This window comes from Methanobacterium sp. SMA-27, from assembly GCF_000744455.1.
Lineage (GTDB): Archaea > Methanobacteriota > Methanobacteria > Methanobacteriales > Methanobacteriaceae > Methanobacterium_B.
In genome coordinates this window covers 2,287,586-2,312,990 of the sequence record NZ_JQLY01000001.1, presented here as the reverse complement: position 1 = coordinate 2,312,990, position 25,405 = coordinate 2,287,586, and the positions used below count along the sequence as shown (strand labels likewise).

At 34.3% G+C, this 25,405-nt stretch carries 22 protein-coding genes; 8 read left to right on the top strand and 14 right to left on the bottom strand.

Annotated features, from left to right (window positions below; all coding sequences use genetic code 11):
• Positions 1-57: 57 nt before the first annotated feature.
• Positions 58-1,272: a gephyrin-like molybdotransferase Glp gene (gene glp / locus DL91_RS11735; protein ID WP_048192758.1), complete on the bottom strand. Its 1,215-nt coding sequence runs from the start codon at positions 1,270-1,272 to the stop codon at positions 58-60.
• 296 nt (positions 1,273-1,568) lie between these two features.
• Here glp and DL91_RS11730 point away from each other — a divergent pair, with 296 nt between their 5' ends.
• The 4 genes from DL91_RS11730 (at position 1,569) to DL91_RS11715 (ending at position 5,692) form a co-directional block, all read left to right on the top strand.
• Complete coding sequence (locus DL91_RS11730; protein WP_048191970.1) at positions 1,569-2,204, top strand: cadmium resistance transporter; 636 nt, start codon at positions 1,569-1,571, stop codon at positions 2,202-2,204.
• 129 nt (positions 2,205-2,333) lie between these two features.
• The gene (locus tag DL91_RS11725) at positions 2,334-3,257 is read left to right on the top strand and encodes an ATP-binding cassette domain-containing protein (protein ID WP_048191968.1); all 924 of its coding nucleotides are present in this window, start codon (positions 2,334-2,336) and stop codon (positions 3,255-3,257) included.
• Positions 3,258-3,291: 34 nt separating this feature from the next.
• On the top strand, positions 3,292-4,479 hold the full coding sequence (locus DL91_RS11720) for an ABC transporter permease (protein WP_048191967.1): 1,188 nt from the start codon (positions 3,292-3,294) through the stop codon (positions 4,477-4,479).
• A gap of 76 nt (positions 4,480-4,555) precedes the next feature.
• Positions 4,556-5,692, top strand: coding sequence for an ABC transporter permease (locus tag DL91_RS11715; RefSeq protein WP_048191966.1), 1,137 nt, complete (start codon positions 4,556-4,558; stop codon positions 5,690-5,692).
• Between the two features lie 38 nt (positions 5,693-5,730).
• On the opposite strand, the gene DL91_RS11710 is transcribed toward DL91_RS11715, so the two are convergent.
• The 6 genes from DL91_RS11710 to DL91_RS13740 form a co-directional block, all read right to left on the bottom strand.
• A complete protein-coding gene (locus DL91_RS11710; protein ID WP_231551505.1) occupies positions 5,731-6,759 on the bottom strand; it encodes a hypothetical protein in 1,029 nt (342 codons plus the stop codon).
• A complete protein-coding gene (locus DL91_RS11705) occupies positions 6,756-7,316 on the bottom strand; it encodes a diacylglycerol/polyprenol kinase family protein (RefSeq protein WP_048191965.1) in 561 nt (186 codons plus the stop codon). Before DL91_RS11705 ends, DL91_RS11710 begins: the two co-directional genes overlap by 4 nt.
• A gap of 4 nt (positions 7,317-7,320) precedes the next feature.
• Positions 7,321-9,474, bottom strand: a complete 2,154-nt coding sequence (gene purL / locus DL91_RS11700) for a phosphoribosylformylglycinamidine synthase subunit PurL (protein ID WP_048191963.1) — start codon at positions 9,472-9,474, stop codon at positions 7,321-7,323.
• Positions 9,475-9,608: 134 nt separating this feature from the next.
• Complete coding sequence (gene ileS / locus DL91_RS11695; RefSeq protein ID WP_048191961.1) at positions 9,609-12,806, bottom strand: isoleucine--tRNA ligase; 3,198 nt, start codon at positions 12,804-12,806, stop codon at positions 9,609-9,611.
• A 261-nt stretch (positions 12,807-13,067) separates the two neighbouring features.
• Complete coding sequence (locus DL91_RS11690) at positions 13,068-14,273, bottom strand: methionine adenosyltransferase (protein WP_048191960.1); 1,206 nt, start codon at positions 14,271-14,273, stop codon at positions 13,068-13,070.
• Between the two features lie 365 nt (positions 14,274-14,638).
• Positions 14,639-14,779 (bottom strand): hypothetical protein, encoded by a 141-nt coding sequence (locus tag DL91_RS13740; RefSeq protein ID WP_156096081.1) that lies wholly within the window; start codon positions 14,777-14,779, stop codon positions 14,639-14,641.
• Between the two features lie 344 nt (positions 14,780-15,123).
• Here DL91_RS13740 and DL91_RS11685 point away from each other — a divergent pair, with 344 nt between their 5' ends.
• From DL91_RS11685 to DL91_RS11670, 4 genes are all read left to right on the top strand, one after another.
• Positions 15,124-15,495 (top strand): DUF192 domain-containing protein, encoded by a 372-nt coding sequence (locus DL91_RS11685; protein WP_048191958.1) that lies wholly within the window; start codon positions 15,124-15,126, stop codon positions 15,493-15,495.
• A gap of 56 nt (positions 15,496-15,551) precedes the next feature.
• Positions 15,552-15,842 carry a DUF5750 family protein gene (locus DL91_RS11680; RefSeq protein ID WP_048191957.1) on the top strand — a complete coding sequence of 97 codons (291 nt, stop codon included), beginning with the start codon at positions 15,552-15,554 and terminating at the stop codon, positions 15,840-15,842.
• An 82-nt stretch (positions 15,843-15,924) separates the two neighbouring features.
• Entirely contained in the window at positions 15,925-16,773 is an 849-nt protein-coding gene (locus DL91_RS11675; RefSeq protein WP_048191956.1) for a metallophosphoesterase, read from the top strand.
• Positions 16,774-16,875: 102 nt separating this feature from the next.
• Positions 16,876-17,199, top strand: a complete 324-nt coding sequence (locus tag DL91_RS11670; RefSeq protein ID WP_048191954.1) for a hypothetical protein — start codon at positions 16,876-16,878, stop codon at positions 17,197-17,199.
• Between the two features lie 42 nt (positions 17,200-17,241).
• Here the strand turns inward: DL91_RS11670 and DL91_RS11665 are convergent, their stop codons facing one another.
• The 7 genes from DL91_RS11665 to radA all read right to left on the bottom strand — a co-directional run bounded on the left by DL91_RS11665 (position 17,242) and on the right by radA (position 25,308).
• Entirely contained in the window at positions 17,242-17,631 is a 390-nt protein-coding gene (locus tag DL91_RS11665) for a HEAT repeat domain-containing protein (RefSeq protein WP_048191952.1), read from the bottom strand.
• A gap of 179 nt (positions 17,632-17,810) precedes the next feature.
• The gene (locus tag DL91_RS11660; protein WP_048191949.1) at positions 17,811-18,500 is read right to left on the bottom strand and encodes a dihydromethanopterin reductase (acceptor); all 690 of its coding nucleotides are present in this window, start codon (positions 18,498-18,500) and stop codon (positions 17,811-17,813) included.
• Positions 18,501-18,545: 45 nt separating this feature from the next.
• Entirely contained in the window at positions 18,546-19,814 is a 1,269-nt protein-coding gene (glyA, locus tag DL91_RS11655; RefSeq protein WP_048191948.1) for a serine hydroxymethyltransferase, read from the bottom strand.
• A gap of 161 nt (positions 19,815-19,975) precedes the next feature.
• Positions 19,976-20,659, bottom strand: a complete 684-nt coding sequence (locus tag DL91_RS11650; RefSeq protein WP_048191946.1) for a DUF169 domain-containing protein — start codon at positions 20,657-20,659, stop codon at positions 19,976-19,978.
• 183 nt (positions 20,660-20,842) lie between these two features.
• A complete protein-coding gene (locus DL91_RS11645; RefSeq protein WP_048191943.1) occupies positions 20,843-22,819 on the bottom strand; it encodes a CoB--CoM heterodisulfide reductase iron-sulfur subunit A family protein in 1,977 nt (658 codons plus the stop codon).
• Positions 22,820-23,377: 558 nt separating this feature from the next.
• Positions 23,378-24,280, bottom strand: coding sequence for an AEC family transporter (locus tag DL91_RS11640; RefSeq protein ID WP_048191941.1), 903 nt, complete (start codon positions 24,278-24,280; stop codon positions 23,378-23,380).
• 92 nt (positions 24,281-24,372) lie between these two features.
• Entirely contained in the window at positions 24,373-25,308 is a 936-nt protein-coding gene (radA, locus tag DL91_RS11635; RefSeq protein WP_048191939.1) for a DNA repair and recombination protein RadA, read from the bottom strand.
• Positions 25,309-25,405 lie beyond the last annotated feature (97 nt).

Here is a 25,405-nt window from a genome sequence, read left to right as displayed (position 1 = left end):
TTTTTTCATAATTAATTTATAAATATGCAATTTTAATCAATTAAATTAATTTATAATTTAAATTGTAAGTGAATCGTAAGTAAGAACATTACATTCCTCTCCTTCACCTATGCCCTCTAGGTTTTCTTCTATAACAATATATGAATCCGATTCTACCATGGATCTGATGATACCTGATCCTTTTATTTTGAGGGGTCTAACATTACTTCCATCTGTTTTTGCTCTTATATAATCTGTTCTTCCGAGACTTGAGGGGATCTTTCTAGAAGCAATTTTTGAGACACATTGTGGTGCCAAATCAATCCCTTGCATTTTATAAAGATTATTTCTCACGAAAACATCAGCTTGTACCATTGCAGCTACAGGATAGCCTGATAGCATGAAAATGGGTTTTTCATGTGCAATTCCAAAACCAAATGGTTTGCCTGGTCTCAAAGCAACACCATGGACTAAAACTTCTCCAATTTTTTCAGTTACATCTACAACCACATCGCCTTTGCTTATTGCAGTTCCTCCTGTGGATATCAGCCCATCGTGAGTTTCAAGAAGTCTTTCAAATTCATCTTCAACCTTTTTGGCACTGTCAAGACAGTGTACAAGTGTAGGTACGGCCAGCGCAGATTCAACAAAGGCTATAAATGTGTAGTGGTTTGAATTAATGATTTCTGCTCCACTTATATCTGGTCGTGGCATTACAAGTTCATTGCCGGTTGTGATTACTCCAATTTTTGGTTTTTTGAAAACCTCTATTTTACTGTAACCTGCAGAGGCAATTATTGCCAGATCTTGTGGTTTTAGTATTTTTCCTTTTTTTAATACAATGTCTCCAGTTTCTATATCTTCCCCCATGGGAGAAACATTTTCTCCAGGAGTAATGCTCATTTCAACCCCTAAACTATCTTTGTCTGCAACAGTGTATTCTTCCATAACAACTGCATTAGATCCTTTAGGTATTGGGGCGCCAGTTGCTATTTTAATAGCTTCTCCATTTTTGATTATAGTATCTGAAACTTGACCCGCACCTATTGTATCCACTATTTTAAGTTTCGCAGGATTATTTTCTGAAAATCCAAATGTATCTTCTGCACGAATTGCGTAACCATCCATGGCTGACCTTTCAAATGGGGGTGAGTTTAGTAATGATACAATTTCTTCTGATAGAACTCTCTTATGAGCATCTTCAAGGGATATTTCTTCTGTTCCTACATTTTTTAGCGAGGAACTTATCATATCTTGGGCCTTTTTGACAGGCATTAAATTGGATAGAAACATTTTTTTCTTAGACATAATTTTATTAAGTTCTATTTTTATTGTATTAATAGATTGTTCAATTACTTTATCGAATTTCATATTCCCACTTGAAATTCATATCAATTTACATGAATCATCTTTCAATATTTAATCTACTTCACAAATTTAACATTAATATAAGTATACCATACTTGAATATGAAAGGAGTATATCATTGTGGTTTAAATATAATATATGTTTGTCTATATGTAAAGAGTATAAACCACTTATGAAAAAAATTTAAGGAAACTAAACATTACAACACGTGCAGTTATACAATGGAAATTATTTTAACCTGCTCAGTGGCAGTTACAGCATTTATTGCAACAAATTTGGATGATATGTTTATTTTAATATACTTCTTTACACGCAATGAATTTAATAAAGGTTCGATTGTAGTGGGCCAGTATATTGGAATATCTATATTAATCCTAATCAGTATGTTGGCTTATTTTTTTAAATTTATTATACCTCCTTCTTACATTGCACTATTAGGAATTTTTCCCATTGCTATCGGATTGAATCATCTTTGTAAGTTTAAAAAAAATAGTTCTCATAACCTTTCGAATAAAATAAATTATACTAATAAAAAAGATATTGTCCATGATAATTCTTCATTATCGATTATGAATATTCTTAAAGTAGCAACTGTTACGTTTTCTAATGGCGGGGACAATATTGGGGTTTATGCTCCTCTTTTTGCGAGTTTGAGTATTTCACAGATATTCCTCACTTCAACAACTTTTTTGGTAATGGTTGGAATTTGGTGTATTATAAGTTATATCATGGTTATAAACAAAATCATAGGATATAAATTACAGGAATATGGCAATATAATCCTACCATTCGTTCTTATTATAATTGGTATAGGAGTTCTTACTAGTGGGGGTTCGATTTTTCCATTTAAAGTATGAACTTTGAGTTATAAGATCATAGAATATAATTTACCATCGATCAATAAATTTACAACTTATAAACTTGATAAATAAATTATAAATTTGCTCAAATTAATAGTAAAGTCAATAAAAATTGTGGGGTTCGATATGAACTCAAATGAAATGATAAAAATAGAGGCACTGAATAAGTCATTTGGTAGGATAAAAGCGCTTAACGATCTTAATCTTAATGTAAAGCATGGAGAACTTCTGGGTATTATCGGTCCAAACGGGGCAGGTAAAACTACTGCTATTAGAATGGCTTGCTGCATTCTCAAACCAGATTCTGGCGATATCATTATTGATGGTTACAGTATCCATGATGATCCAATAAAGATCAAATCGATGATTGGTTATCTCCCCGAGGAACCAAATCTTTATGAGCGTTTTAAAGCTAAAGATCTTCTGAAATACTTTGCAGAACTCTATGGGGTGCCAAAGGATGATATTGATGGGAAGATACAGGAGCTTCTGGAACTTGTTGGAATGACAAAACGTAGTGAAGACAGGATAAATACATTTTCAAAGGGATTGAGGCAAAGAATTAGTGTTGCAAGGGCACTTGTTCATGATCCAGATATAATTATTTTTGATGAGCCAACAATGGGTTTGGACCCTGAAACAGCAAATTCCATAAGAAACTTTATTAAAAATCTCAAAGGCCAAAAAACCATGATACTTTGCACACATTATATGGAGGAAGCTGATCTATTGTGTGATCGAGTTGCAATATTAAATGAAGGTAAGATTAGAGATGTTGGAACTCCGCAATATCTTAAATCCAAAGTTCATGGTGAAGTTATCCTCAAAATAAGGGTTAAAAATGCAGGAGATATTAATTTGATCAAGAATAAACTAATTCAATTCCCTTCTGTAGGGGCTGTTAATCTTGTTGGGGGCGAATATTTAATATCACTCAAACAAAGGAATGAAATTCATGATATATTAGATGTTTTTGGCAATGAAGTTTTATCAATCAATACTAAAGAGCCAACTCTTGAAGATGTGTTTATTCAAGCTGTAAAAGGTTAGAGTAAGAGATGAATTAAGAGATACAAGTGTTATAATGAAGTTTACAACCATAACCAAATGGGAGTTTAAGAGCACCCTCAAAAGCAAGAAGTTCATGATGATCTTTTTCTTACAGCTTTCTGTTCTACTTTTAATGATAGTTATTTTCAATTCCTTTGTTACAAACATTGAATCGGAAAAAGGGATAGCAATTACTCCTTCGCTCAATGGATTCGCTTCTATGAATATCCAGGATCAAAGTGGTATAATTTCCAAGAATTTAAACCCAGATATCATTAATATTATCCCCTCAAATTATAATACTTCTTTAAATAATGTTGCAATTGGAAAAACTACAGGATTTCTATATGTACCTGGAAATGCAGCCCAAGATATTCAAAATGGACAAGCAGTTAATATGATAGTATATTTGGATGTTAGTGATCCAAAACAAAGTGTTGTAATGGATGAGGTGAATTCAACTGCGAAGTTGATTGCTGATTCATATTCATCTTCACTTACCTCTTCTGCTGCACCCCAGAATACAACATTACCCAATATTAATCAGCAGACAACAGGGGAGTCATTACCACTTCAAATAATTAAAAAGGTTATGTTAGTGATTTTACTTTTTTTACCTCTACTTCTATTTGGAAATATGGTTATAGATAGTATTGTTGGAGAAAAAGAAAGAAAAACAGCAGAGATACTCATTGCAATGCCTATTTCCCATGCAAATATAATAATTGGGAAAAGTATAGCAGTGGTTTTAACAATATCATTACAAATTGCAATGTGGTTGATAATTCTTCTAATAGCAGGATTTAATATAAGCAACCCTTTATTAGTATTTATATTCATATTTTTAAGCTCAATACCCATAATAGGGATTACTTCTGCAGTAGCTGCATACTCCAAGAACTATAAGGAGGCAGGAATAGGTTTAAGCATAGTGTACATAGGAATAGTAGGATTCCTAATTGTTCCTGTTTTGTTGTACATTACAAGAGGTTCTTATATATCAAACATTTCACCAATGACCATAGTTATGCGGCTATTTTCAGGGGAATCAATAGCATTGGGAGATTATGCTTTGACATTAATATCAATAGCAATTGTGAGTATAATTTCTTACTGGATAGCAATTAAACTTTTTGAGAGGGATGACATTGTATTTGGACCAAGACCAGGAATTTTAAGGTTGTTATTCGATTTAATCACATTTAAAAAGTTATATAAATAAAATATTTTATGAAATGATGTATAATCAAATAATTCTAAAGATCCAATTTGATCATAAGATTTCCGGACGAATATAAATGAAATTAACTACACTAGCGAGCAAAGAAGGTAACGATATATTGAAAAATAAAATATATCTGTTGGTGGTTTTTGTTCAGGTATTTATACTGTTAGGTGCATTCGGTCTTGCTGTTGCTAGTTCTATTGCATCTGATCCTACTCTAATTGATCAATATGGTATTACATCTGTTCTTAAGGTAGGAGTTCCCGATAGTATAAGGGGTACGGTACTCGAAACAGATCTTGTTAATCAAAAACTTGAACTCATTTATTACAACAATATCAGTGACGCCCAAAGTTTCCTTGGGCATCCTCTTGTGGCGATTGTGGATCTGAATCCAAATGGACAAAATGTAACTGTAAAGGCAGATACTTCGAATGTGTTCTATCCTATTGTTTCAACTAAAATAAACACTGCAGTAAATGAGTATCAGCTTCAAAAAAAACTTTCATCATCTGGTTTGAACACCACACAGATACAGCAAATTTTGAACCCAGTTAATCTTCAAATAGTAAATATTAATGAGAATAATAAAGCAAGTTTAGCTCTTAACAGTTCTTATTTCGTAGAAATAATGTATGGATTCATTATTCCATTTATTTTACTGTTGCCATTTTTCCTTGCAAGTAATATTGTAACAGATAGCATAGTTGGTGAAAGAGAAAGAAAAACATTCGAAGTTCTTCTTATGACGCCCATTTCAAGTTCGGTTGTAATGCTTGGAAAAACATTGCCAATATTGTTATTCTCTCTCATTCAAAGCGTTGTCTGGATTGTTCTTCTTGATTTACTCAAGGTTCCAATTTACAATCCAATTTTAATTTTTATATTGCTATTTTTCATTGGTTTGGGGTTCATTGGTATTGGAATTCTAATTTCTATGTTTGTTGATAGTACAAAGGAAGCAAATTCTGCTATAACCATAGTATTGGTGTTTGCAACATTCATATTATTTATGCCTCTTTTTATAAAGGCATCTTACTTTGCACCTATCTTAAACTACATACCAACAGTTATAATGGTGAAATTAGCATCCACACCCAATATAAATCCCAATATTATTCTATCTGCACTGCCCACCATGTTAATATCGCTTTTAATATTTGCAGGTACTGTGAGATATTTCAGGCGAGAAAGAGCAATTAGACTTTAATCAAAAAAATATTTATAATAAATATTCAGTTTTTTTAATTAATTTTTAATTATCCATGAGAATATATTCCATGATAGAGTGATTCCTGAGACATTTCCTTTAGATCTATTCACCATGTCTGCCAAAATTGTTTTATCAGATCGATCTGTGGATATCTTTACAATGGTTTCATTTCCTACATATTTTATGTTTAATACATTATATCCATTTAGATCTACTGGACTTTTTTCATCAATAAAGGTTACTTCATGATATTCAACATTAGTTCCTATAATCCCTATTGTTATCCTCAATATAATCAGAAGTATTATTAAAAAACTAGGTTTTATAAGATTCTTGAGTGAAAAAGGTTGTTTAATGGCTAAAACTCCAAAAAGACCTGAAAGCCCAATTAGAGCAGGTGTTGAAAAGAGCCCACCATCAAGCATTCCAATGAGTGTTGTGGTAATTGCAAATGCAAGAATAACTTTGTAACGGTTTTTTCTTTGATTCAATGATATTAAACCTAGTAAGTATGTGAGTGGAAAAGTTATCAACACAATGAATGAAAGGGGGGATGTGTAGTGTATTAATGAGCTTCCAGTGTGTATATCGCCAGGCACATGTATTCCTGATAAACTGATTAAATCTCCTAAAACTGATTTAAATACATGGCTATGTGTAATGCTGGTGCTTGCAGGGCTGGGGTCCATTGCAACGAATGTTGTGAAGATGGAAACGCCAAGTTTGAGTCTGATGATTATTTCAATCATGATCCCAATTATATAGGTTAAAAGAACAACAACAATAACTAATTTAAGATATTTGTTTCCATCGCCCTTGAAAATAGGATGTAAACTGGAAATTTTCTGCATTATCCTTCCATTAAAATTGAACAACGGATATAAAAGTAAAATACTGCCCATAATACCAAATAGAAGAACAGATTTGCCTTCTGATGACCCTTCAAGGAAGGGGTATGTAATATTTAATATAAAATGATCTAAAAATCTAGTTGTGAAAATGAGGATACTGAAAAGTATCATTATGATTCCAATTACATTCAAATAGTTCAAATTAATTTTCATATCCAATATATCACCACAGTAATAGCTAAAGCTGAAATAAGAGGGATGGGAATATTATCATCAATTGGGCTGTAAGCTTCTGTTAAAGTTCCAACCAGTGCTCCAACCATTGAGGGAACTATTGGAAGCAAAGTTAATGTACTTAATAATCCCACAATAAAAAATGCAAGGCTTCCTTCGACAGTTTTTGAATTATTAAAAGGCAGTTTATGCTTCCCATATTTCCTACCAATAAGGGTTGATGCAGAATCTCCAATTAAAAGCATTAATATCCCCGAACTAGCAATTGCCATATTAAAACCGAAGAAATAAAGGGTAAGTATGATACCTATAAAAAAGTATAAAAAACCCCTTTCATCATCTCTTCTTTTACATCTGCCCAATATTGTTGAAAAAAATGGAATATGGCGATATTTGTCCAGTATGAATATCATTTCAGCGCAGATAATTAGAATCACGCACAGAAGTATCAGTACTGTAGGGTTTAAAAATAAACCTAAAACTAGTATGAAAATTCCTGATGCATGAATTAGCTGCCTCAATACTTCCCTATCCATAACATCAAGCCATGAATTTTTCTATAATTCCATTATAAGATTTTTTAAGTTCTTCAACAGGTATACTAAATGAATCAGTTACAGTAAGATTATTTCCTCTGACTTCTCCAATTATTGATGATGGAACATTTATTTTGGATAGAACATCTTCAATTGCATTCTTCTTGACAGTTATCAAATATCTGCCATGTGATTCTGAGAAAAGAGTCGTTGAAACATCGATATCTTCTTTAACAGGCACTTTTAATAAATCAATAACTGCCCCTAATCCGCTTGAAATTGCCATTTCCGAGATAGCCACTCCAAGACCGCCAGAAGAACAGTCATGAACAGCAGTGATATTATTATAAACATCGTTTTTTATAATTTCAAGGATTGATCTTCCGGCCAAATATTCCTCTTCAATTACAACTTCTGGTGCTTTTCCTTGAACAAGATCATAAATTGATCTGTGGTATTCTGAACCATCAACTTCTGGACGGGTAGTACCAATCATAACAATTATATCTCCTTCGTTCTTAAATTCAGAAGTTCTAATATCTTTTATATCCATTTTTCCTGCTACACCAATAACAGGTGAAGGGTTAACAGTCACTCCTTCTGTTTCATTATAAAAGCTAACATTACCGCTGATCACAGGAGTATTGAAATGCTTGGCAACTTCGGACATTCCTTTAACACATTCATTAAACTGCCATAAAACCTCTGGTTTCTCGGGGTTCCCAAAGTTCAGACAATCAACTATACATATAGGATCTGCACCCATGGATATAACATTCCGTATTGCTTCAGCAACTGAACCTGCTCCACCATGGAAAGGATCGAGTTTTGTGTGTATACTATTACAATCGGAGGTAATTGCAAATGCAGTGTTTTCATCTACACGTATAACAGCAGCATCATCTCCGGGTTTTATAATTGTTCCGATCTGAACCTCATGATCGTACTGTCTATAAACCCAGTCTTTACTTGCAATATTTTCTGAAGACAACAATTTTAGTAACGCTTCCTTTGGATTAATGTCTTCAACATTAATATATTCCTGATTTTCTACTGGTTTTTTCATTTCCCTGTTAATAAATGGAGGGTCTGCAAGTAGTTCAGCAGGAACATCTGCAATAACATCCCCATCAATTGTTGTTAAGAACTGATCACTTTCAATCACCTCACCAACAACTGCTGCAGGGAGTTCATATTTATTAAAAATTGCCATTAGTTTATCTACATCTTCAGGATGAACAACAAAAATCATCCTCTCCTGGGATTCTGATAACATTATTTCATACGGGGTCATCCCTTTTTCACGCAGTGGAATTTTTGTTATATCTACTTTTGCACCATTTCCACATTTTGCTGCTAGTTCTGAAATACAACAAGTAATTCCCCCACCACCCAGATCCTTTAAACCTTGTATTTTAACACTTTCAAGAGCTTCAAATGTTGCTTCCATTACTTGTTTTTTAGTGAATGGATCTCCTATCTGTACTGCTGGTCTGCTTTCCAATTCAGATGTGGTTGTAAGTTCTTCAGATGCAAATGTGACTCCATGTATACCATCTCTTCCGGTTCTACCACCCATTAGAACGAAAACATCCCCTACATTAGGCGCGATTCCCTTCATTATTGAATCTCTTCGAACTATTCCTGCACATACAACATTTACAAGTGGATTGTACTGGAAATTGTTGTCAAATTCTACTTCTCCACCAACTGTTGGTATGCCAACTCGATTTCCATAGTCGGATATTCCTTTAACTACATATTCAAATAGATATCTAGATCTTTGGTCTTCAAGATAACCAAAACGCAGAGAATCTAATAATGCGACAGGTACGGCACCCATTGAGATTATATCTCTTATTATCCCACCTATGCCTGTACCTGCCCCTCCATATGGTTCAATAGCAGATGGATGGTTATGACTTTCCATCCCTATAACCAGAGCAAGCTCATCTGTAAGTCCAACAATACCTGCATCGTCTCCAGGACCCATAATGACATTATCTCCCTCGGTGGGGAAAAGTCTCAGTATAGGTCTGCTACTTTTATATGAGCAGTGTTCCGAGAACATTATGTCTAACATTCCATATTCGAGCGAATTAGGTTCTCTTCCTATTTCATTCTTAATATATTCAATTTCTGCGTCTGTTAAAGTCATATTATCACATTTGGAAATGCAGTTTTTTTATGTAATATGTTTCACATATTTGTTATAGTATTCCATAACCTAGAATAAGTAATGAAAGATTCTAGGATATTAATATTTTATTCAATATCCATTTCATTCTTTGTTTATACTTTATTGATGGTAATTTTTAGTTGGTAGTCTTCTATCTTCCAGTCTTTAGTATAGTCTCCCTTTTTAGATCCAAAATAGAAGTTTGTGGCCCTTACCTCATGCGATATAAATTCAGTGAAGTTTTCTATTAGATGTTTAAAATCTTGGCTACATTCTAAAACCACTTCTACATTTGCTTCAACATCAAGGTCAAGATCTTTTCTCATATCTTGAATCCTTCTTATAAGTTCACGTGACATAGCTTCAGAAAGTATTTCTGGAGTTAATTCTGTATCAATGAAAACATTTCCTCCGTCAAAGTCAGAACTCGCAATATTCTCAGGTAATTCTGTTTCAAACACAATATCTTCAACATCAAGTTCAATAGTTTTATCATCAAATTCTACAATAAAGCATCCTTCAGAATCTAATTTTCTAATGATCTCATCACCATCTGCTTCAGCTAATTTGGATGCAACCTTTGGTACGTCCTGTCTAAGCTTAGGACCTAGGGTTTTCATGTTTGGTAATGCTTTTACAGTTAAATTTTCGAATTTATTAGAAGAAACCACAGTTTTGGTATTTGCCTGTTCCATTAAAACATTTTTGAGAGATTGAGCTGCATTCAACACATTTTTATCTTCAGATACAATTACAATTTCTCGTACAGGCCATCTAAGCTTGTAGCGAGCAGCATCACGCGCTCTTGCACAGGCTTCAATTATTTTTCGTAAAATTTCCATATTAGATTCAAGTTCTTTGTCTATGAGTTCTTTGTCAAAACTCCAATCAAGCATGTGCAGGCTCTCTGGGGCATCTGTTTCAACACTTCTTATCAAATTTTGATACATATCTTCTGTTATATGTGGTGCAATTGGTGCCATTGTTTTTATTAAGATTTTTAAGGCATTATATAATGTATAATATGCACCTAACTTATCGGGATCGTCTTTTTCTATCCAAGTACGTCCTCTTATGAGTCTTATGTACCAGCGACTAAGATCTTCGAGTATAAAGTTGTTTATTGCACGGGTTGCCTTGTGGAAATGAAGTGAATCTAAAGATTCTGTTACTTCCATTGCAAGAGAATTTGCCCGTGAGGTCATCCATAAATCCTCTACGCGTAGTTTAAGATCTTCTTCGGCATGTTCTGTGGGATCAAAATTGTCTATTGACATATATGTGGTTGAAAAGACGTAGACATTCCACAATATGTTAAACATTTTGTTTACATTTTTCAATTCATCCCAATTAAATTTAAGGTCTTCCCATGGTTTATTACCCCATAAAAGATAAAATCTGAGAACATCTGCACCATAAAGTTCTACTACTTCTTCTGGCTCAACAACGTTTCCAAGAGATTTGCTCATCTTTTTCCCCTCTTCATCAAGGGTGAATCCGTGCATAAGTACCTTTTTGTACGGGGTACTGTCGTTTGCTATGACACCACAGCCTAGCTGAGAGTAGAACCATCCTCTTGTTTGATCATGACCTTCTGTAATGAAGTCGTATGGATACCATTCCTCAAAAAGATCTTTCTCTTCAGGATAGTGTAAAGCTGCCCAACCTGCAACCCCTGAATCTATCCAAACATCCAAAACATCAGGAATCCTTTTCATTTCTCCACCGCACTTACAATGAATAATTATCTTATCCACGTGTGGCCTATGGATAAAGTCTCCCTTGAGTTCACCTTCTGCAGAAAGCTCTTTTAACTCTTTTATTGAACCTACAACAGTAATTTCTTTACAATCAACGCATTCCCATATTGGTATTGGTATTCCCCAGTACCTTTGTCTTGAAATAGTCCAGTCTCGGGCATTTTCTACCCAGTTTTTGAAACGGTTTTCACCGGCCCATGATGGAACCCATTCTACTTTTTCGAGTTCTGAAAGCATTTGTTCTTTCACTTCTGTAATCTTTAAAAACCATTGTTTTGTTGCAAGATAGATAATTGGTGTTTTACATCTCCAACAGAACCCGTACCTGTGATTGATTATACTTTCTCTAAACAAGAGATGATGGGTTTTAATATCTTCTATGATATTGGTATCAGCGTCCTTAACAAATTGACCGTAATATTTCCCTGCATCTTCTGTAAACAATCCTGCTTCATCCACTGGACAGAATATATTAAGTCCATATTTTTTTCCAATTTCAAAATCATCTGGTCCGTGTCCTGGGGCAGTGTGTACACATCCAGTACCTTCTGTTAATGTAACATGTTCTCCTGGTAGTATAACATGTTTAAATTCTCTTTGAACAGGTATTTCATCTAAAAGTGGATGTTTATATTCTACGCCCTCCAGATCTGATCCCTTAACGATTTTTAATATTTCATAAGTTTTATTCTTATCATGGCAATGACATTCTGTACCATCTTCATGATCATCAATATTTTCATTTAAAACTGATTCTACCAATGCCTCTGCCATTATATAGACATCATTTCCAACTTTTACATAAGCGTATTCGAAATCAGGGTTTACACATACGGCCATGTTTGCTGGAAGAGTCCATGGTGTTGTTGTCCACACTAGAATGTAACTTGTATATTCATTACTTTCTTGATCCTTAAGTGGGAATTTAACATAAATAGAAGGGTCATCCTTATTTTCGTAATCAATTTCTGCCATTGCAAGGGCTGTTTCACATCTAGGGCACCATGTAATGACTCTTTTATCATTTATTAGTAAATCCTTTTCATTGGCTCTTTTAAGAGTCCACCAGCATGATTCCATATATTTGGTATCAAGTGTAACATAAGGATTATCCCAATCCATCCAAATACCCAGAAGTTTGAATTGTTCGGTCATTAGTCCTTTGTTTTCTATTGCAAAATCCTTACACTTATTTACAAAGTTTTCGATACCTATTTTTTCCTCAATTTCCTTCTTACTCTTCAAACCTAGTAGTCCTTCAACTTTATGTTCGATTGGAAGTCCATGTGTGTCCCATCCGGCCTGTCTGCGTATGTTAAAACCAGACATACTTTTATAACGAAGATAAGTATCTTTGATAATTTTATTCCAAGCTGTTCCAAGATGTATTCTACCGCTGCAGTAGGGAGGTCCATCTAAGAATGAATATTTGGGCTTATTTTCCCTCAATTTTTTGGTTCTTTCGTAAATTTCCCTAGTATTCCAGAACTTCTGCACCTTTTCTTCAATGATTCTTGATTCGTATGAGCGTTTTGCCTCCTCTATCGGCATAATGATTCTCTCCTTTATGATTTTCAGTTATGGTGAATTGATCTAAAGTTTGTTTTAGGTATATAAAATAGTTTAATTACATTTAAGGATGGAATTTCTATAAAAATAATTTGAAAACTCATTATGAAATAATTCAAAATTGAAATAAAAGAAAATAATAAAGTTAATCGTGGTAAGGATCGTTAAAACTCTACATATCTCCCATAAGAATAAAAAATAGGGAAGATTTCTATTTTAATGAGATTCTTACTCTTGATAGAATTAGAATGTTCTAATTTTACCTTCAACCATCATTTCCGTGATTTTTCCAATGTTTTCAAGCCAGCTGTCCATTATTCCTTCAACATCCTTGTTTACAGATTCGATGTTGTAACCATCGTTAACAATTATCTGTGCGCTTGCAGCTTTAGGATGATCAACAGGTTTTCCAATCTGACTTAAGATCATAATATGGATCTGTTGGATTCCTTCTATTTCTCTTGTTATATCCTCTGCCATTTTATTTGATAAGAGATTGTAAATTTTACCGACATGGTTTATTGGATTTTTACCTGATGTTGCTTCCATAGACATTGGTCTGTTAGGAGTTATAAGCCCATTTGCCCTGTTACCTCTTCCAACAGAGCCATCATCACCCATTTCTGCTGAGGTACCAGTTACAGTTAAGTAATAACCCTTTTCTGACTCGCAGGAATTATCATCACCAGTATTTATGAAGGTCTCAACTTCCCTGTCTGTTTGTTTCAGAGCAAGATCTGTTATTATGTCTGTTAGTTCGTCCTTAACATTTAGGTATGTGTCTCTTCCATCGACATATTTTGAAACCATTGCTACTGCGGTTGTTAAAACTATTTTATTATCTTCACGCAGCCCCATAACCTTTATATCCTCTCCAACCTGAGGGTATTTCTTTTTAAAGCTTCTAGAGTTTAACAGTTCTTCTGTTGCTAGAACTATTTTTTCTGTTTCTGAAAATGGTGCGAATCCTACACCAAATGATGTGTCATTCGATGAAGGCATTCCATCCCTTTTGAAAACATCAACAAGGTCTCCTGAACCATGACCAATCTTACATTCTACAACTGCTGTACTTTCAACGTCTAAGTTAATAATATTTTCTTTTAAATATTCCTTAGCAGCCATTATTGCAATTCTGTCAATACCTACTTTTTTACCTTCAAATTCTGAGACTCCACGGCCTGTTAGAAGTATGTCTATAGGTTTGATAATCTCCCCACCACCGAAATGTGGATCAGATTCTCCTGCAGTTATCTGGACTTCGTCTGTGTTATGATGCAGAATTCCACCGAAATTTTCCAGGTAAGCATGGCATAATGCTCTACTTACAGATTCTGCTATCCCATCACTTATACTGTCAGGGTGACCTATACCCTTTCTTTCTACTATCTCTACTTCTTGCTCTTCAATAGGTTTTTGAATAAGCTCTTTTACAATGATGTTCCTCATAAATGGCCTCCCATATTAATATTAATTAGTGAGTTAAAACTATCTCCTTAGAGATATGTTAATAAAATAATTATATTTACTTTTTATTGGGGTAACAACAACAATAATTAACATATACTTTAAGATAGTGTTACTGTATGGCATTTGAAATAACTGATATAAAAAATGATCCCATGCTTAACTATTTTTTTAGCTAGTGAAGAGTAACAAACCAACAAATTTGTTTATGTATATCAAAATTTTGGAAATTTTTATAAAATTCTATGAATTATTTATGAATTACTGTTACCATTGATTCATGAAATGAGATAAATCAGGTTATAATTTAATAAAAAGATGAAGGAATTAAAACATCCACAATTTTTTTATAGTTTGACCTCTTGATATATTCTTTCTGCTAGTTTGTTTAAATCTATTTGTGGCATATAGATGTAGTGATAACCCCAAGATTTTAGGTATCTTGCAGGGTTTTTTAAACCATCTTCCCTTTTTGGTTGAACATTCATTTGATAGGGAGAATACCAAACGTTTTGTGATAATAAAAACAATGGGATTAAAACATATACATTATAATGTTATTATAATGAGTAATTGAAATGGCCATCATGAATTTATATAGAAGGGTCATGTAAAAATTAAATTAACTATAAAGGTTAATGAATTATCAATGGTCCGTTACATTATATTATAGAATAAATTTGATGAGAATCTTGTAATATCCAAGAAATTTTAATATTTATGATATCCTCAAAACCAAAAAATTTCATTGGAATCTGTAAAATCTACAAAACTAAATATTCCATTATTATTAAACCATAATATAAACACGATAAAATATGGGTGCAAAGATATGAAATACGTTGTTTTAGTAAATAAAAGTAAGGGAACTAATTTGGGCAAATTTGATATTGCTAACAGCTTTATGTCAAGGTTCATGGGATTAATGTTCAGGCGAGATCTTGAAAGGGGTCTTATACTTAAACTACCAAACACCAGGAGCAGGCGGGGTTCTGCCATTCATATGTTTTTCATGAGATTCCCACTTGATATATTATTTACTGATTCTAACAAAAAAGTGGTTGATATGATATCAATTGAACCTTGGAAGACCTACACGCCGATCGTACCTGCGAGATACGTTATTGAAATGGAAAAAGGTACAATTAACAAATTTGACCTTGATATTGGCGATGAACTGGATTTCACAAGCGATTGTATATAAAAAAATACAAGAGATCGCATCAACAAATATTAATATAGAATGTTGGAGGTCCAGTTATGAAAGTGGAAATATTTGATTATGGTTCAGATTCTAACGATTATTATATTATCTATAAGGTTACTGGGATAGACCCAGAAGATCAGGAAAAGCTTCGAGGTAATGTTGAAGGTAATGTTGAGTTAAAAAATGGAGATATGTTTATTACAACCCATTTCGAAGAGAAATATTTCCCATTGGGGAGTGCTGATGCCCAATTACGGATCGAAGATTTCATTGCACGTGAAGAGATAGAAATGACAGTTTATTTAACTAGCCTTCTAGAGGATGAAGACTTAGAGATCATTTAAATAACATAAAAATTCTAATTTATATTTAAAATTCATAATCAATAGAAATTTAATCATTTTACAATATTTAAATGAAAAAACTATGAAAGAAACTCATTCTAACCTCAGAGTCCTGATGTTACGTCAAAAAATGCAGATTGCTATGTCTGGTTTCAGGGATGTACTTGGAATACATGAATTTGATGCAAGGGACTTTGAAATTGTACCCTTAAATGTAACAATACCCGATCTTGACCCTATTTTTAATGGGTACCGTATAGTACATATTAGTGACATACATTTGGGACAGTGGATATCTGCCAAACGTATTGAAGGTGTAGTAAATCTTGTAAATAAACAGAAACCTGATATTGTTGCTATAACGGGGGATTCTGTTTCATATGTGGTGAATGAGGCGGTTCTTGACATGTTAAGATTTCTCAAAAATCTTAAACCAAAAGATGCAACTGTGGCTGTGCTTGGAAATCATGACCACTGGATTGGTGCCGAAGATATTCGTAGGGTAATGGATGAAAGTAAGATCATAGAACTTGAAAATGATGTTTACACCATAAAACGTGGAGATGCCATGCTTCACATAGCTGGAGTAGACAGCATCACCCTGGAAAAGCATGATTTAAATGCAGTGCTAAAAAAACTTCCAAAATCAGGCCCTGCAATTTTACTAGCACACGAACCAGATTTTGCTGATGAAAGTTCAGCAACAGGAAGATTTTGTGTACAACTTTCAGGACATTCTCATGGCGGCCAAATGATTATTCCAGGATTTGGAACACCATTCAAAGGTTCTCAATTCAAAAAATATCCGTTGGGAGAATATAAAGTTGGAGATATGATTCAGTATACTAACAGAGGTCTTGGAACCAATGTTTTTTGGATACGAATAAATTGTCCGCCTGAAATTACCATAATGACGCTCCAAAGTTCTTAATATATCATATAAATTGAGTATTTTGGGATATAACAACCCAAAATAATTTATTTTTAATTATTAAACAAGAAAATATAAATACATTGAAGTAAGAGGAATTTTATGAAAAAACAAACAACTAAGATAGTACTCTACATTGCAGGCCTATTCCTACTTGTATCTGGGATTCTGGGAATTATTTTACCTCAGTTAGGTTTTACACTCTTTACTTCGGTAGTATGGGCAGTTCTTGGAGCAGTGTTTCTAGCAATTGGCTATGGCACGAGGGTTAGAAAGATTGTGCTTTATGCTGCAGGAATATTTTTATTCATAGCAGGGATTGTAGGAATTGAATTCTCACAATTAGGCATATCAACTTTGAACTCCGTTGTATGGGCACTTCTAGGTATTTTATTTATGTACATTAGTTACAGTGTTAAATACTAACCATTGATTTTTATAATTGAATTAATTACAAAAAAAATTTACTTATTCTTTCTTTTCAATTGCGTCAATTCCTAGCTTTGCCACCTTTCTCACTATGGGATTATCATCTTCAACAGCTTTTTCAAGAACTTTTAATGCTCTTTGGTCTGCTATAGATGCTAATCCTAAAGCTGCTGCATAACGCACACTTGCCTTTTCATCTTTCATGAGATGAATTAACGGGTCAACAGCCCGAGAATCTGCGAAAATTGCCAGTGAAAGGGCAGCAGCTTCCTTAACATGCCAATCATCATCATACAATGATTTTATGAGTGGTTCAACAGCTTCAGGATCTCCAATTTCTGCAAGAAGTTCTGCAGCATCTTCTCGAACAATCCAATCATCATTTTGGAGTTCATCCACAAGAAAATCTATTCTTTTACCGTTTGACATATAATCACTCCTTTATTGAATGTATTAAAAAATTGGATATTAGGATTTCCAATCTATTTTATGTATGAAGATCCATTAGTAATTTTATATTTTCAATAAGAGCATGATTAAGATTTAAATGTGAAATAAACCGGAGATAATAAGCAAAATTGTAGTATTCCAAAAAAAGAAGCTTAAAATTAAATGATATTCAAATCTGATGGGTGATTCAATACATTTATTCCTTCAATTTCACTTAATTTTGCAGTGTTTTGGATGTCAATATCCCTCATATGTATGGTGATGAGTTTACCTCCGGTTACAGCTCCAAATGAACAGGCAACTTGACAAGCACCGCAGCCCTCACATTTCAAGAGGTTTATTTCCACACCGGGGGTAATTGCATTACTTGGGCAGGCTGCAGCTGCTTCACATATTTCACAATCTTGGCATGTGTCAAGTTCTAGTTTTGATGGTAAAACGGTTTGAAGGTCACCAGATTCCATATCAACGGGGATAATGTAGGTTTTAACCATTCCTTTACCTGATTGCGCAACTGCATTAGTAATTAGGGTATCTGCTATACCATTAACAATTTTCCCAATGGTATTGGAAGTTGTAGGAGAAACAACCAGGATATCGTATGTCCCTAAAGAAAATCGCCCGGTCATTGGGAAACTAGCTTGTTGATCAGCTTCAAGTACAAGTTCCCTATATTTACCCCCAGTTAACTTTTTAACTGTTTCAAAAAGGCCATACATTTTAAGAACTTCTTCACCCGCACCTGAAAGTAGTATTGTAACTTCATGCGTCTTTGAAAGTCCAACCAATATGTTTACACTTTCTTTTAGTAGATGTCCTGCTCCTGTAATTCCCCAAGCAATTCTCATATTACTTCTCCTATAGGTCTATAAAAAAAAGGATGTTAAATTTTATTAGAAGTCAACATAATTGTATGCTTCATCTTCTTTGAATGCATAATGCACTTTATTATGTTGTTTTATAAATTCTGTAACTTCTTGTTTAACATTTTCACCATCAATTGCAACTCTTTTAATGAATTCTGCCACTTCTGACATGTTTTTCTCTTTTAATCCACGTCTGGTTATTTCTTGTGTTCCAATACGGATACCAGATGGATCATCTGAGCGGTTTACATCGTCCCATGGGAATAGATTCTTGTTGAGAATTATGTTGTTTGATTCAAGGTCCTTTGCAAGTTTAGCTGCTCTTCCAACATTTGATACATCCATTGCTAGCTGATGAGACTCAGTGAATCCTTGATCTTCACAAAGTACATTAAATCCAAGAGAGTATAGTTCCTGTGCAAGTGCCTGTGCATTTTTGATTATTTGTTTGGCATAAGCACTACCAAATTCGAGCATTTCTGATGTAGCTATTCCTAGTGCTGCAAGATGATGGAGGTGATGGTTACTTACAACTCCGGGGAAGACTGCATCATCTATTTTGTGCGCAATATCTTCCTTACAGAGGATTATACCTCCTTGTGGTCCTGGAAAAGTTTTATGTGTACTTCCAACAAGAAGATCTGCACCTTCCCTAAGAGGGTCCTGGAAATATCCTCCTGCTATTAAACCAAGAACATGTGCACCATCGTACATTACCTTTGCGCCCACTTCATCTGCTGCTTCCCTAGCGTCTTCTACTGGATGTGGGAACAGAAATAAACTGCCGCCTAAGAGTACTATTTTTGGCTTTTTCTCGATTATATCCTTTTTCATAGCATCCGCATCGATATTCATTTTTGTTTCATCAAAAGGATGGGGGGCTATTTTTAATCCTCGTATTCCTGCAGCGCTGACATTTGCATGGCTTATATGTCCACCCACGGGAACCTCAAGAGCCATCATAGAGTCGCCGTGTTTTGCGAGAGCAAAGAAGGATGCCATATTTGCTACAACGCCTGATATTGGCTGAACATTAGCATGTTCTGCTTTAAAAATCTTTTTTGAAAGTTTCACAGTTATATCTTCTATCTCGTCAACATACTTGCAGCCTTCGTAGAGTCTACAACCAGAAAGACCTTCCGCATATCTATGAGATAGATCTGAAGCTAAAGCCTCCCTGACACTGGTGCTTGTAATATTTTCACTTGCAATAAGATTTATACTATTTTCCATCCAATTATGGTGCTCTTTTGTAATTTCTTTAATTTTTAGAGCGTATTCTTCGTTTTTAAACATTAAATATCCTCCAGATAAACATTTATTAGTTTTAGGGTGTATTGATCTATTGTATAAAATGAATCAATATAAATACTTTCAAAAAAAAAGCAGCATAGCTATACAAAATTATAAAAATTAACCTGCTTATTCTGGTATTTATATTGGGATTTTGGAGATTATTAACTCTCCCTGAAAAATGTTTTTTTCTTCATTTCAATGAGATTAGAAATTATCCTTTCAAGATCTCCTGCAGGAATTGTTACCATTACATCTTCGGGTTTCAAAGTCATATTTCTTCGGGATCCTATGTCACCAAAGCCATACGTTACTTCTCCAGTTAAATATGGCACTGCAGCCATTGAGCTACATATAGGTCCGGAATCTCCACCTAAACCATGGGATCCTGAATCATAGGCGTTTGCGTGGAGTATCATCATGGCCTGTTCCGCGTTACAAACCAAAAATATAATATCTGGTTCAAAATCAGCTTTGGATAGGGGTGAAAATATCACTGCGCTAAATATTCCAGATTCAATCGCCATGTTGTTTTTCCAAGAGCGTTGAACAGCAGGTATACTTTTGTAAACCCCAGCAGGCACTAAAAATGCCCCACTTTGCATATTTGTTGGTAATTCTTTCCTATCCTTCATGCCAGAATATCTCATACCACCCATACAGTCTTCTTCTTTAACTGTTGAATAAAAAATTTCCCCTTTTGCTGCTTTATCCAGTTTGGTACAAAATCTTGATTTGCCTTCTTCCTTTGGGATATTTTTAGGTACTCTTACGGACCACTTTATAGCAACTGGGTCCAGATCAAGTTTTAATATTTCCTTAAGTTTTTCTCCAATTTCTTGATACAAATTTTCACCCTCTTATATTATTAAATGGTGAGTTAATGTATAATTTTTTTTGGATAATTTATTGTGAAAATTAAATTTAAACAAATATTTCTAAAAAAATTATTTCAAATTAAATGGCACAGTAAAATTAGAATAGTAAATGAAATTCAAATTTAAAAAAAAATTAAGGAAAGGGTATAACCCTTATTTTCCACTATTCATTGCTGCTTCAATCTGAGCAAATATCTGGCTGGTTTTGAAGTGTGCTTGGTCAAGTGCTCCAGATGGACATGCTGCAACACAAGTTCCGCATCCTTTACAGAGTGCTATATTAACATGTGCCTGTTCATCTATTCTTTCAAGTGCACCGTATGGGCAAAGTTCAATACAAACTTCACATCCACCACAAACATCTTCATCAACACTAGCAATGATAGGTTCAATTTCCACTTCACCTTTTATCATTGGTATTGCTGCTCTTGCTGCTGCACCTGATGCCTGTGCAACTGCGTCAGGAATATCTTTAGGTCCCTGTGCAACACCGGCAAGGAAAATACCCTCTGTTAATGTGTCAACAGGTCTGAGTTTAGGGTGAGCTTCCATTAGGAAACCGTCTGCACTTTTTGACAGGGTTAAAGTCTGTCTAAGTTCTTCTGCTCCTTCTGGTGGCTGTAGACCCACAGATAATACAACCATATCATAGTCGTATTCTGTTATTTTTCCGAGTAGGGTATCTTCTGCCCTTACGGTTAGGGTCTGGTCAGGGTTTTCCAGGACTGTTGCTGGTCGACCTCTGATGAACTTGATACCATATTTCTCTTGTGAACGTTTGTAGAATTCTTCGAATCCTTTACCGAATGCTCTAATATCCATGTAATAAATGGTGATATCGGTGTCTGGTTCATGTTCTAGGATGAGTTGAGCGTTTTTCATTGCATACATACAGCAGACCCTGGAACAGTATGGTTTGTCTATCTGTTCGTCCCTTGATCCAACACATTGGATGAATGCCACACTTTTCGGTGCTTTACCATCTGATGGTTTCACAACGTGTCCTTGGGTTGGACCCGATGCGTTAATGTATCTTTCAAGTTCAAGCCCTGTGATAACGTTTTCAGCTGCACCATATGCCCATTCTTTTTTCTCTGTTGGGTCGTATGGATCGTAACCTGTTGCTACTATAATGGTACCAACATCTAGTTCAATGGTTTCTGGTTCCTGGTCATGCTTTATTGCCATGTTACCACAGACTTGGTCGCATAATTTACATTCTATACAGTAATCCTTGTCTATAGTAGAACATAGAGGAACTGCCTGAGGGAATGGTATGTAAGTAGCTTTGACCATACCAACGCCTTCATCAAAGTAGTTTGGTATTTCTATTGGGCAAACTTCTGCACAGCTTCCACAACCAGTACATAACTTTTCATCTATGAAACGTGGTTTCTTTTCAACTTCAACTTTAAAATTACCTATGTAACCGTCAACTTTCTTAACTTCTGCATAGGAAATAAGTTCGATATTTTCGTGTTTTCCACAGTCAACCATTTTAGGTGCTAGAATACACATTGAACAATCCATTGTTGGGAAAGTTTTGTCAAGCTGGGACATCCTTCCACCTATTGTAGGCTGTTTTTCTACCAGGTAAGTTTGGAATCCCATGTCAGCCAGATCTAGTGATGCCTGAATTCCTGCTACTCCTCCACCAATAACAAGGGCTTTGTCTATAACTGAAACTGTTTCAGATATGAGTGGTTCTAGTAATCTGGCTTTAGCTACTGCCATTCTTACAAGGTCCTTTGCCTTTTCTGTTGCTGCTTCAGGTTCGTTCTGGTGAACCCATGAATCATGTTCCCTTATGTTTGCAAATTCAAATAGATATGGGTTTAATCCTGCTTCTTTAACTGCTCTTCTGAACGTTGGTTCGTGGAGCCTTGGTGAACATGCTGCTACAACTACTCTGTTTAAACCCTTTTCTTTGATGTCCTTCTGGATCATTTCCTGTCCTGGGTCTGAACAGAAGTATTTGTACTCTTCTGATACAACAACGTTTGGAAGTGTTGCTGCATAATCTTTTACTGCCTCGATATCAACTACGCCACCTATGTTTATACCACAGTGACATGTGTATACCCCGACTTTTGGTTCTTCGGTTGTTTCTTGCTTTTTTTCATCTGCCAATTAGATCACCTATTCCATAAATCTATGATAGATTTCTTATCCTTAATGTGTAGGGTCTATCAACTTAATAAATAAAGTTTTCTATTTATTTTTTTATACAAAGTATATATAATAGAATATTTTTAAGTCATTATTCTATCTGTATATCATCAATATCATTATTTTCTTTTACAAATTTTTTAACAAACTAATTACTTGTACGTACTGCTGTTAAGAACACTAATTATCATAATATATCCATATTAAAATGAACTTATCCATTTTCAAAAAAATTAAATATAAACCTTTAATTCACTATTTTAAGTACTTATTAAAGATTTTTAATATTTTCAATTCGTTAAATGTAAAGTAAAATATGTACTAAATAATATGTAAAGCATATTCATTTTAAAATATTAAATTTCCCTTAAATAAAATTTATAACTAAAATTTGCAAGTTTAAATTGATTCCAAGGGTTAGTAAAGATAATTGATATTTTTTATTTCTGAGAATTTGTAGTTATGAAACAAATATCCTGTTAAATAATTACCATAATTTTACAAGGGTATATTGGTAATTTACAATAAATAAATCAATATTGGTAATGAAATCATACTTAGAACAGTGCTTAGGAATATACAAGCTGCTGCTGCTTTAATATCAAGATCATAACTTGCAGCAAGAACAAGACTTAACATTGCAGAGGGCATTCCTGCCTCAATTATTGTTACCGTACTCTCAAGACCTGTTAACCCCAAAATATAAATTATTGAAATTGCAATTATAGGAGATACTGCCAGTCTAATAAATGAAACAAATGAAGCAGCACCTAAATAATTTTTCAATCCCCCAACTTCTAATGAAAGTCCAAGAGATACCATTATAATTGGAATTGCAGCTCCGCTGAGATATTTCAGTACATTTAGAGGTAGTAATCCAATATTCAAATGCAAAAAGTTTGCAATTATTCCAAGAATAATGCCCCAAATTGGGGGGAATAGAAATGTTCTTCTGATGATTGAGGTATATTTACCTTCAAATATAATAATAAAAAAAATTCCAAGACAAAGAAAGAGTATAGTAGAACCCATATCATAGAAAACAGCTCTTACCAACCCACTTGCACCAAAAATCCCAAGAACAACAGGATATCCAAGAAAACCTGAATTGAAAAGAGTTGAAGTACCTACCAATGTCCATTTCGTCTTTTTTGAGTATCCTCTTGAAACTGAAAATAAATAAACCAGTAAACCGGAAAGACTCCCTGTTACAATGCATATCAGTGTAATTGGAATTAAAACTTTTATATTGGAAAGATCTGCAGTGTACATTGCCAAAAATATAAGTGAAGGAATGGCAATGTTAACAACTATTTTGTTGAGTGTAATTGAATCCTCATATTTGAGAAGACCAATTCTCTTGGAAATGTAACCCACTAATATCATTAAAATTATGGCGAGTATAGTTTCAATAGAACTCATATTATCTGACAATATAAAATTGTTATATTAAAAAATTATTTTCACAAATCATTAAATCAAAAAATTAATATTTAAAAAAAATATTAGGGGAATCAGTCTGAAATTCCCTCTGTTATTACTTTGAAAACTGCCTCGCCTTCTGGTAAATGTGGACTATCCACTAATCTTGCGATTCTTTTACCTGCAAGTCCCTTTTTGAGCCATATCCTATATGTTGCTGCATGACCTAGCACATGTCCTCCTATTGCTTTGGTTGGACTTCCAAAGAACGCATCTGGTTTTGATTGAACTTGGTTTGTAACGAAAACACCTACATTATAGGTGTTAGCAATGTTTTGAAGAGTATGCAAATGTTGGTTCAGTTTCTGTTGCCTAGTTGCAAGGGATTCCCTTCCAATATATTCAGCACGGAAATGTGCAGTTAGAGAGTCCACTATTACAAGTCTAATATTTGTGCCGCTCTGGATCAATTCGTTAACCTTGTCTGCCATCAATATTTGATGACTTGAATTGAATGCTCTTGCAATGTGTATTTTAGTTAAAACTTCTTCCACATCAAGTTCAAGACCATCTGCGATCTGTTTTATTCTTTCAGGTCTAAATGTGTTTTCAGTATCTATGAATACACAGTCTCCAGATAAACCTCCTCTTTCCGGAGGTAATTGTACTGTAACGGCTAGTTCGTGGGATATCTGACTTTTTCCAGATCCGAATTCACCAAATACTTCTGTTATGGATTGTGTTTCAATTCCTCCGCCAATAAGTTCATCAAGACCGGTACTACCAGTTGTTATCCTTCCAACGTCCTTTCGTCTTTCCATCACATCCATTGCTGTTTCAAAATCAATCTGTTCAGATTTTCTTGCAGCTTCTATAACTTTTTCAGCAACACCTTCTCCTATTTCGGCTTTAACACTTAATTCCTTTGCAGTTGCGGTAGCCAATCTCATCATATCGGCGAAACCAGCATCTCTCAATTTCTGGGCAGTTTTTTCACCCACATTTGGCAAGTCTTCGAGTTCTACCATTTTAATCCCCTTTATTGTTTAAATAATTCAATTCAGAAAGTCCATTTATTTTGTTAAATAATATTTAATGAGTAAATTTCCTAGTCATATCAAACAT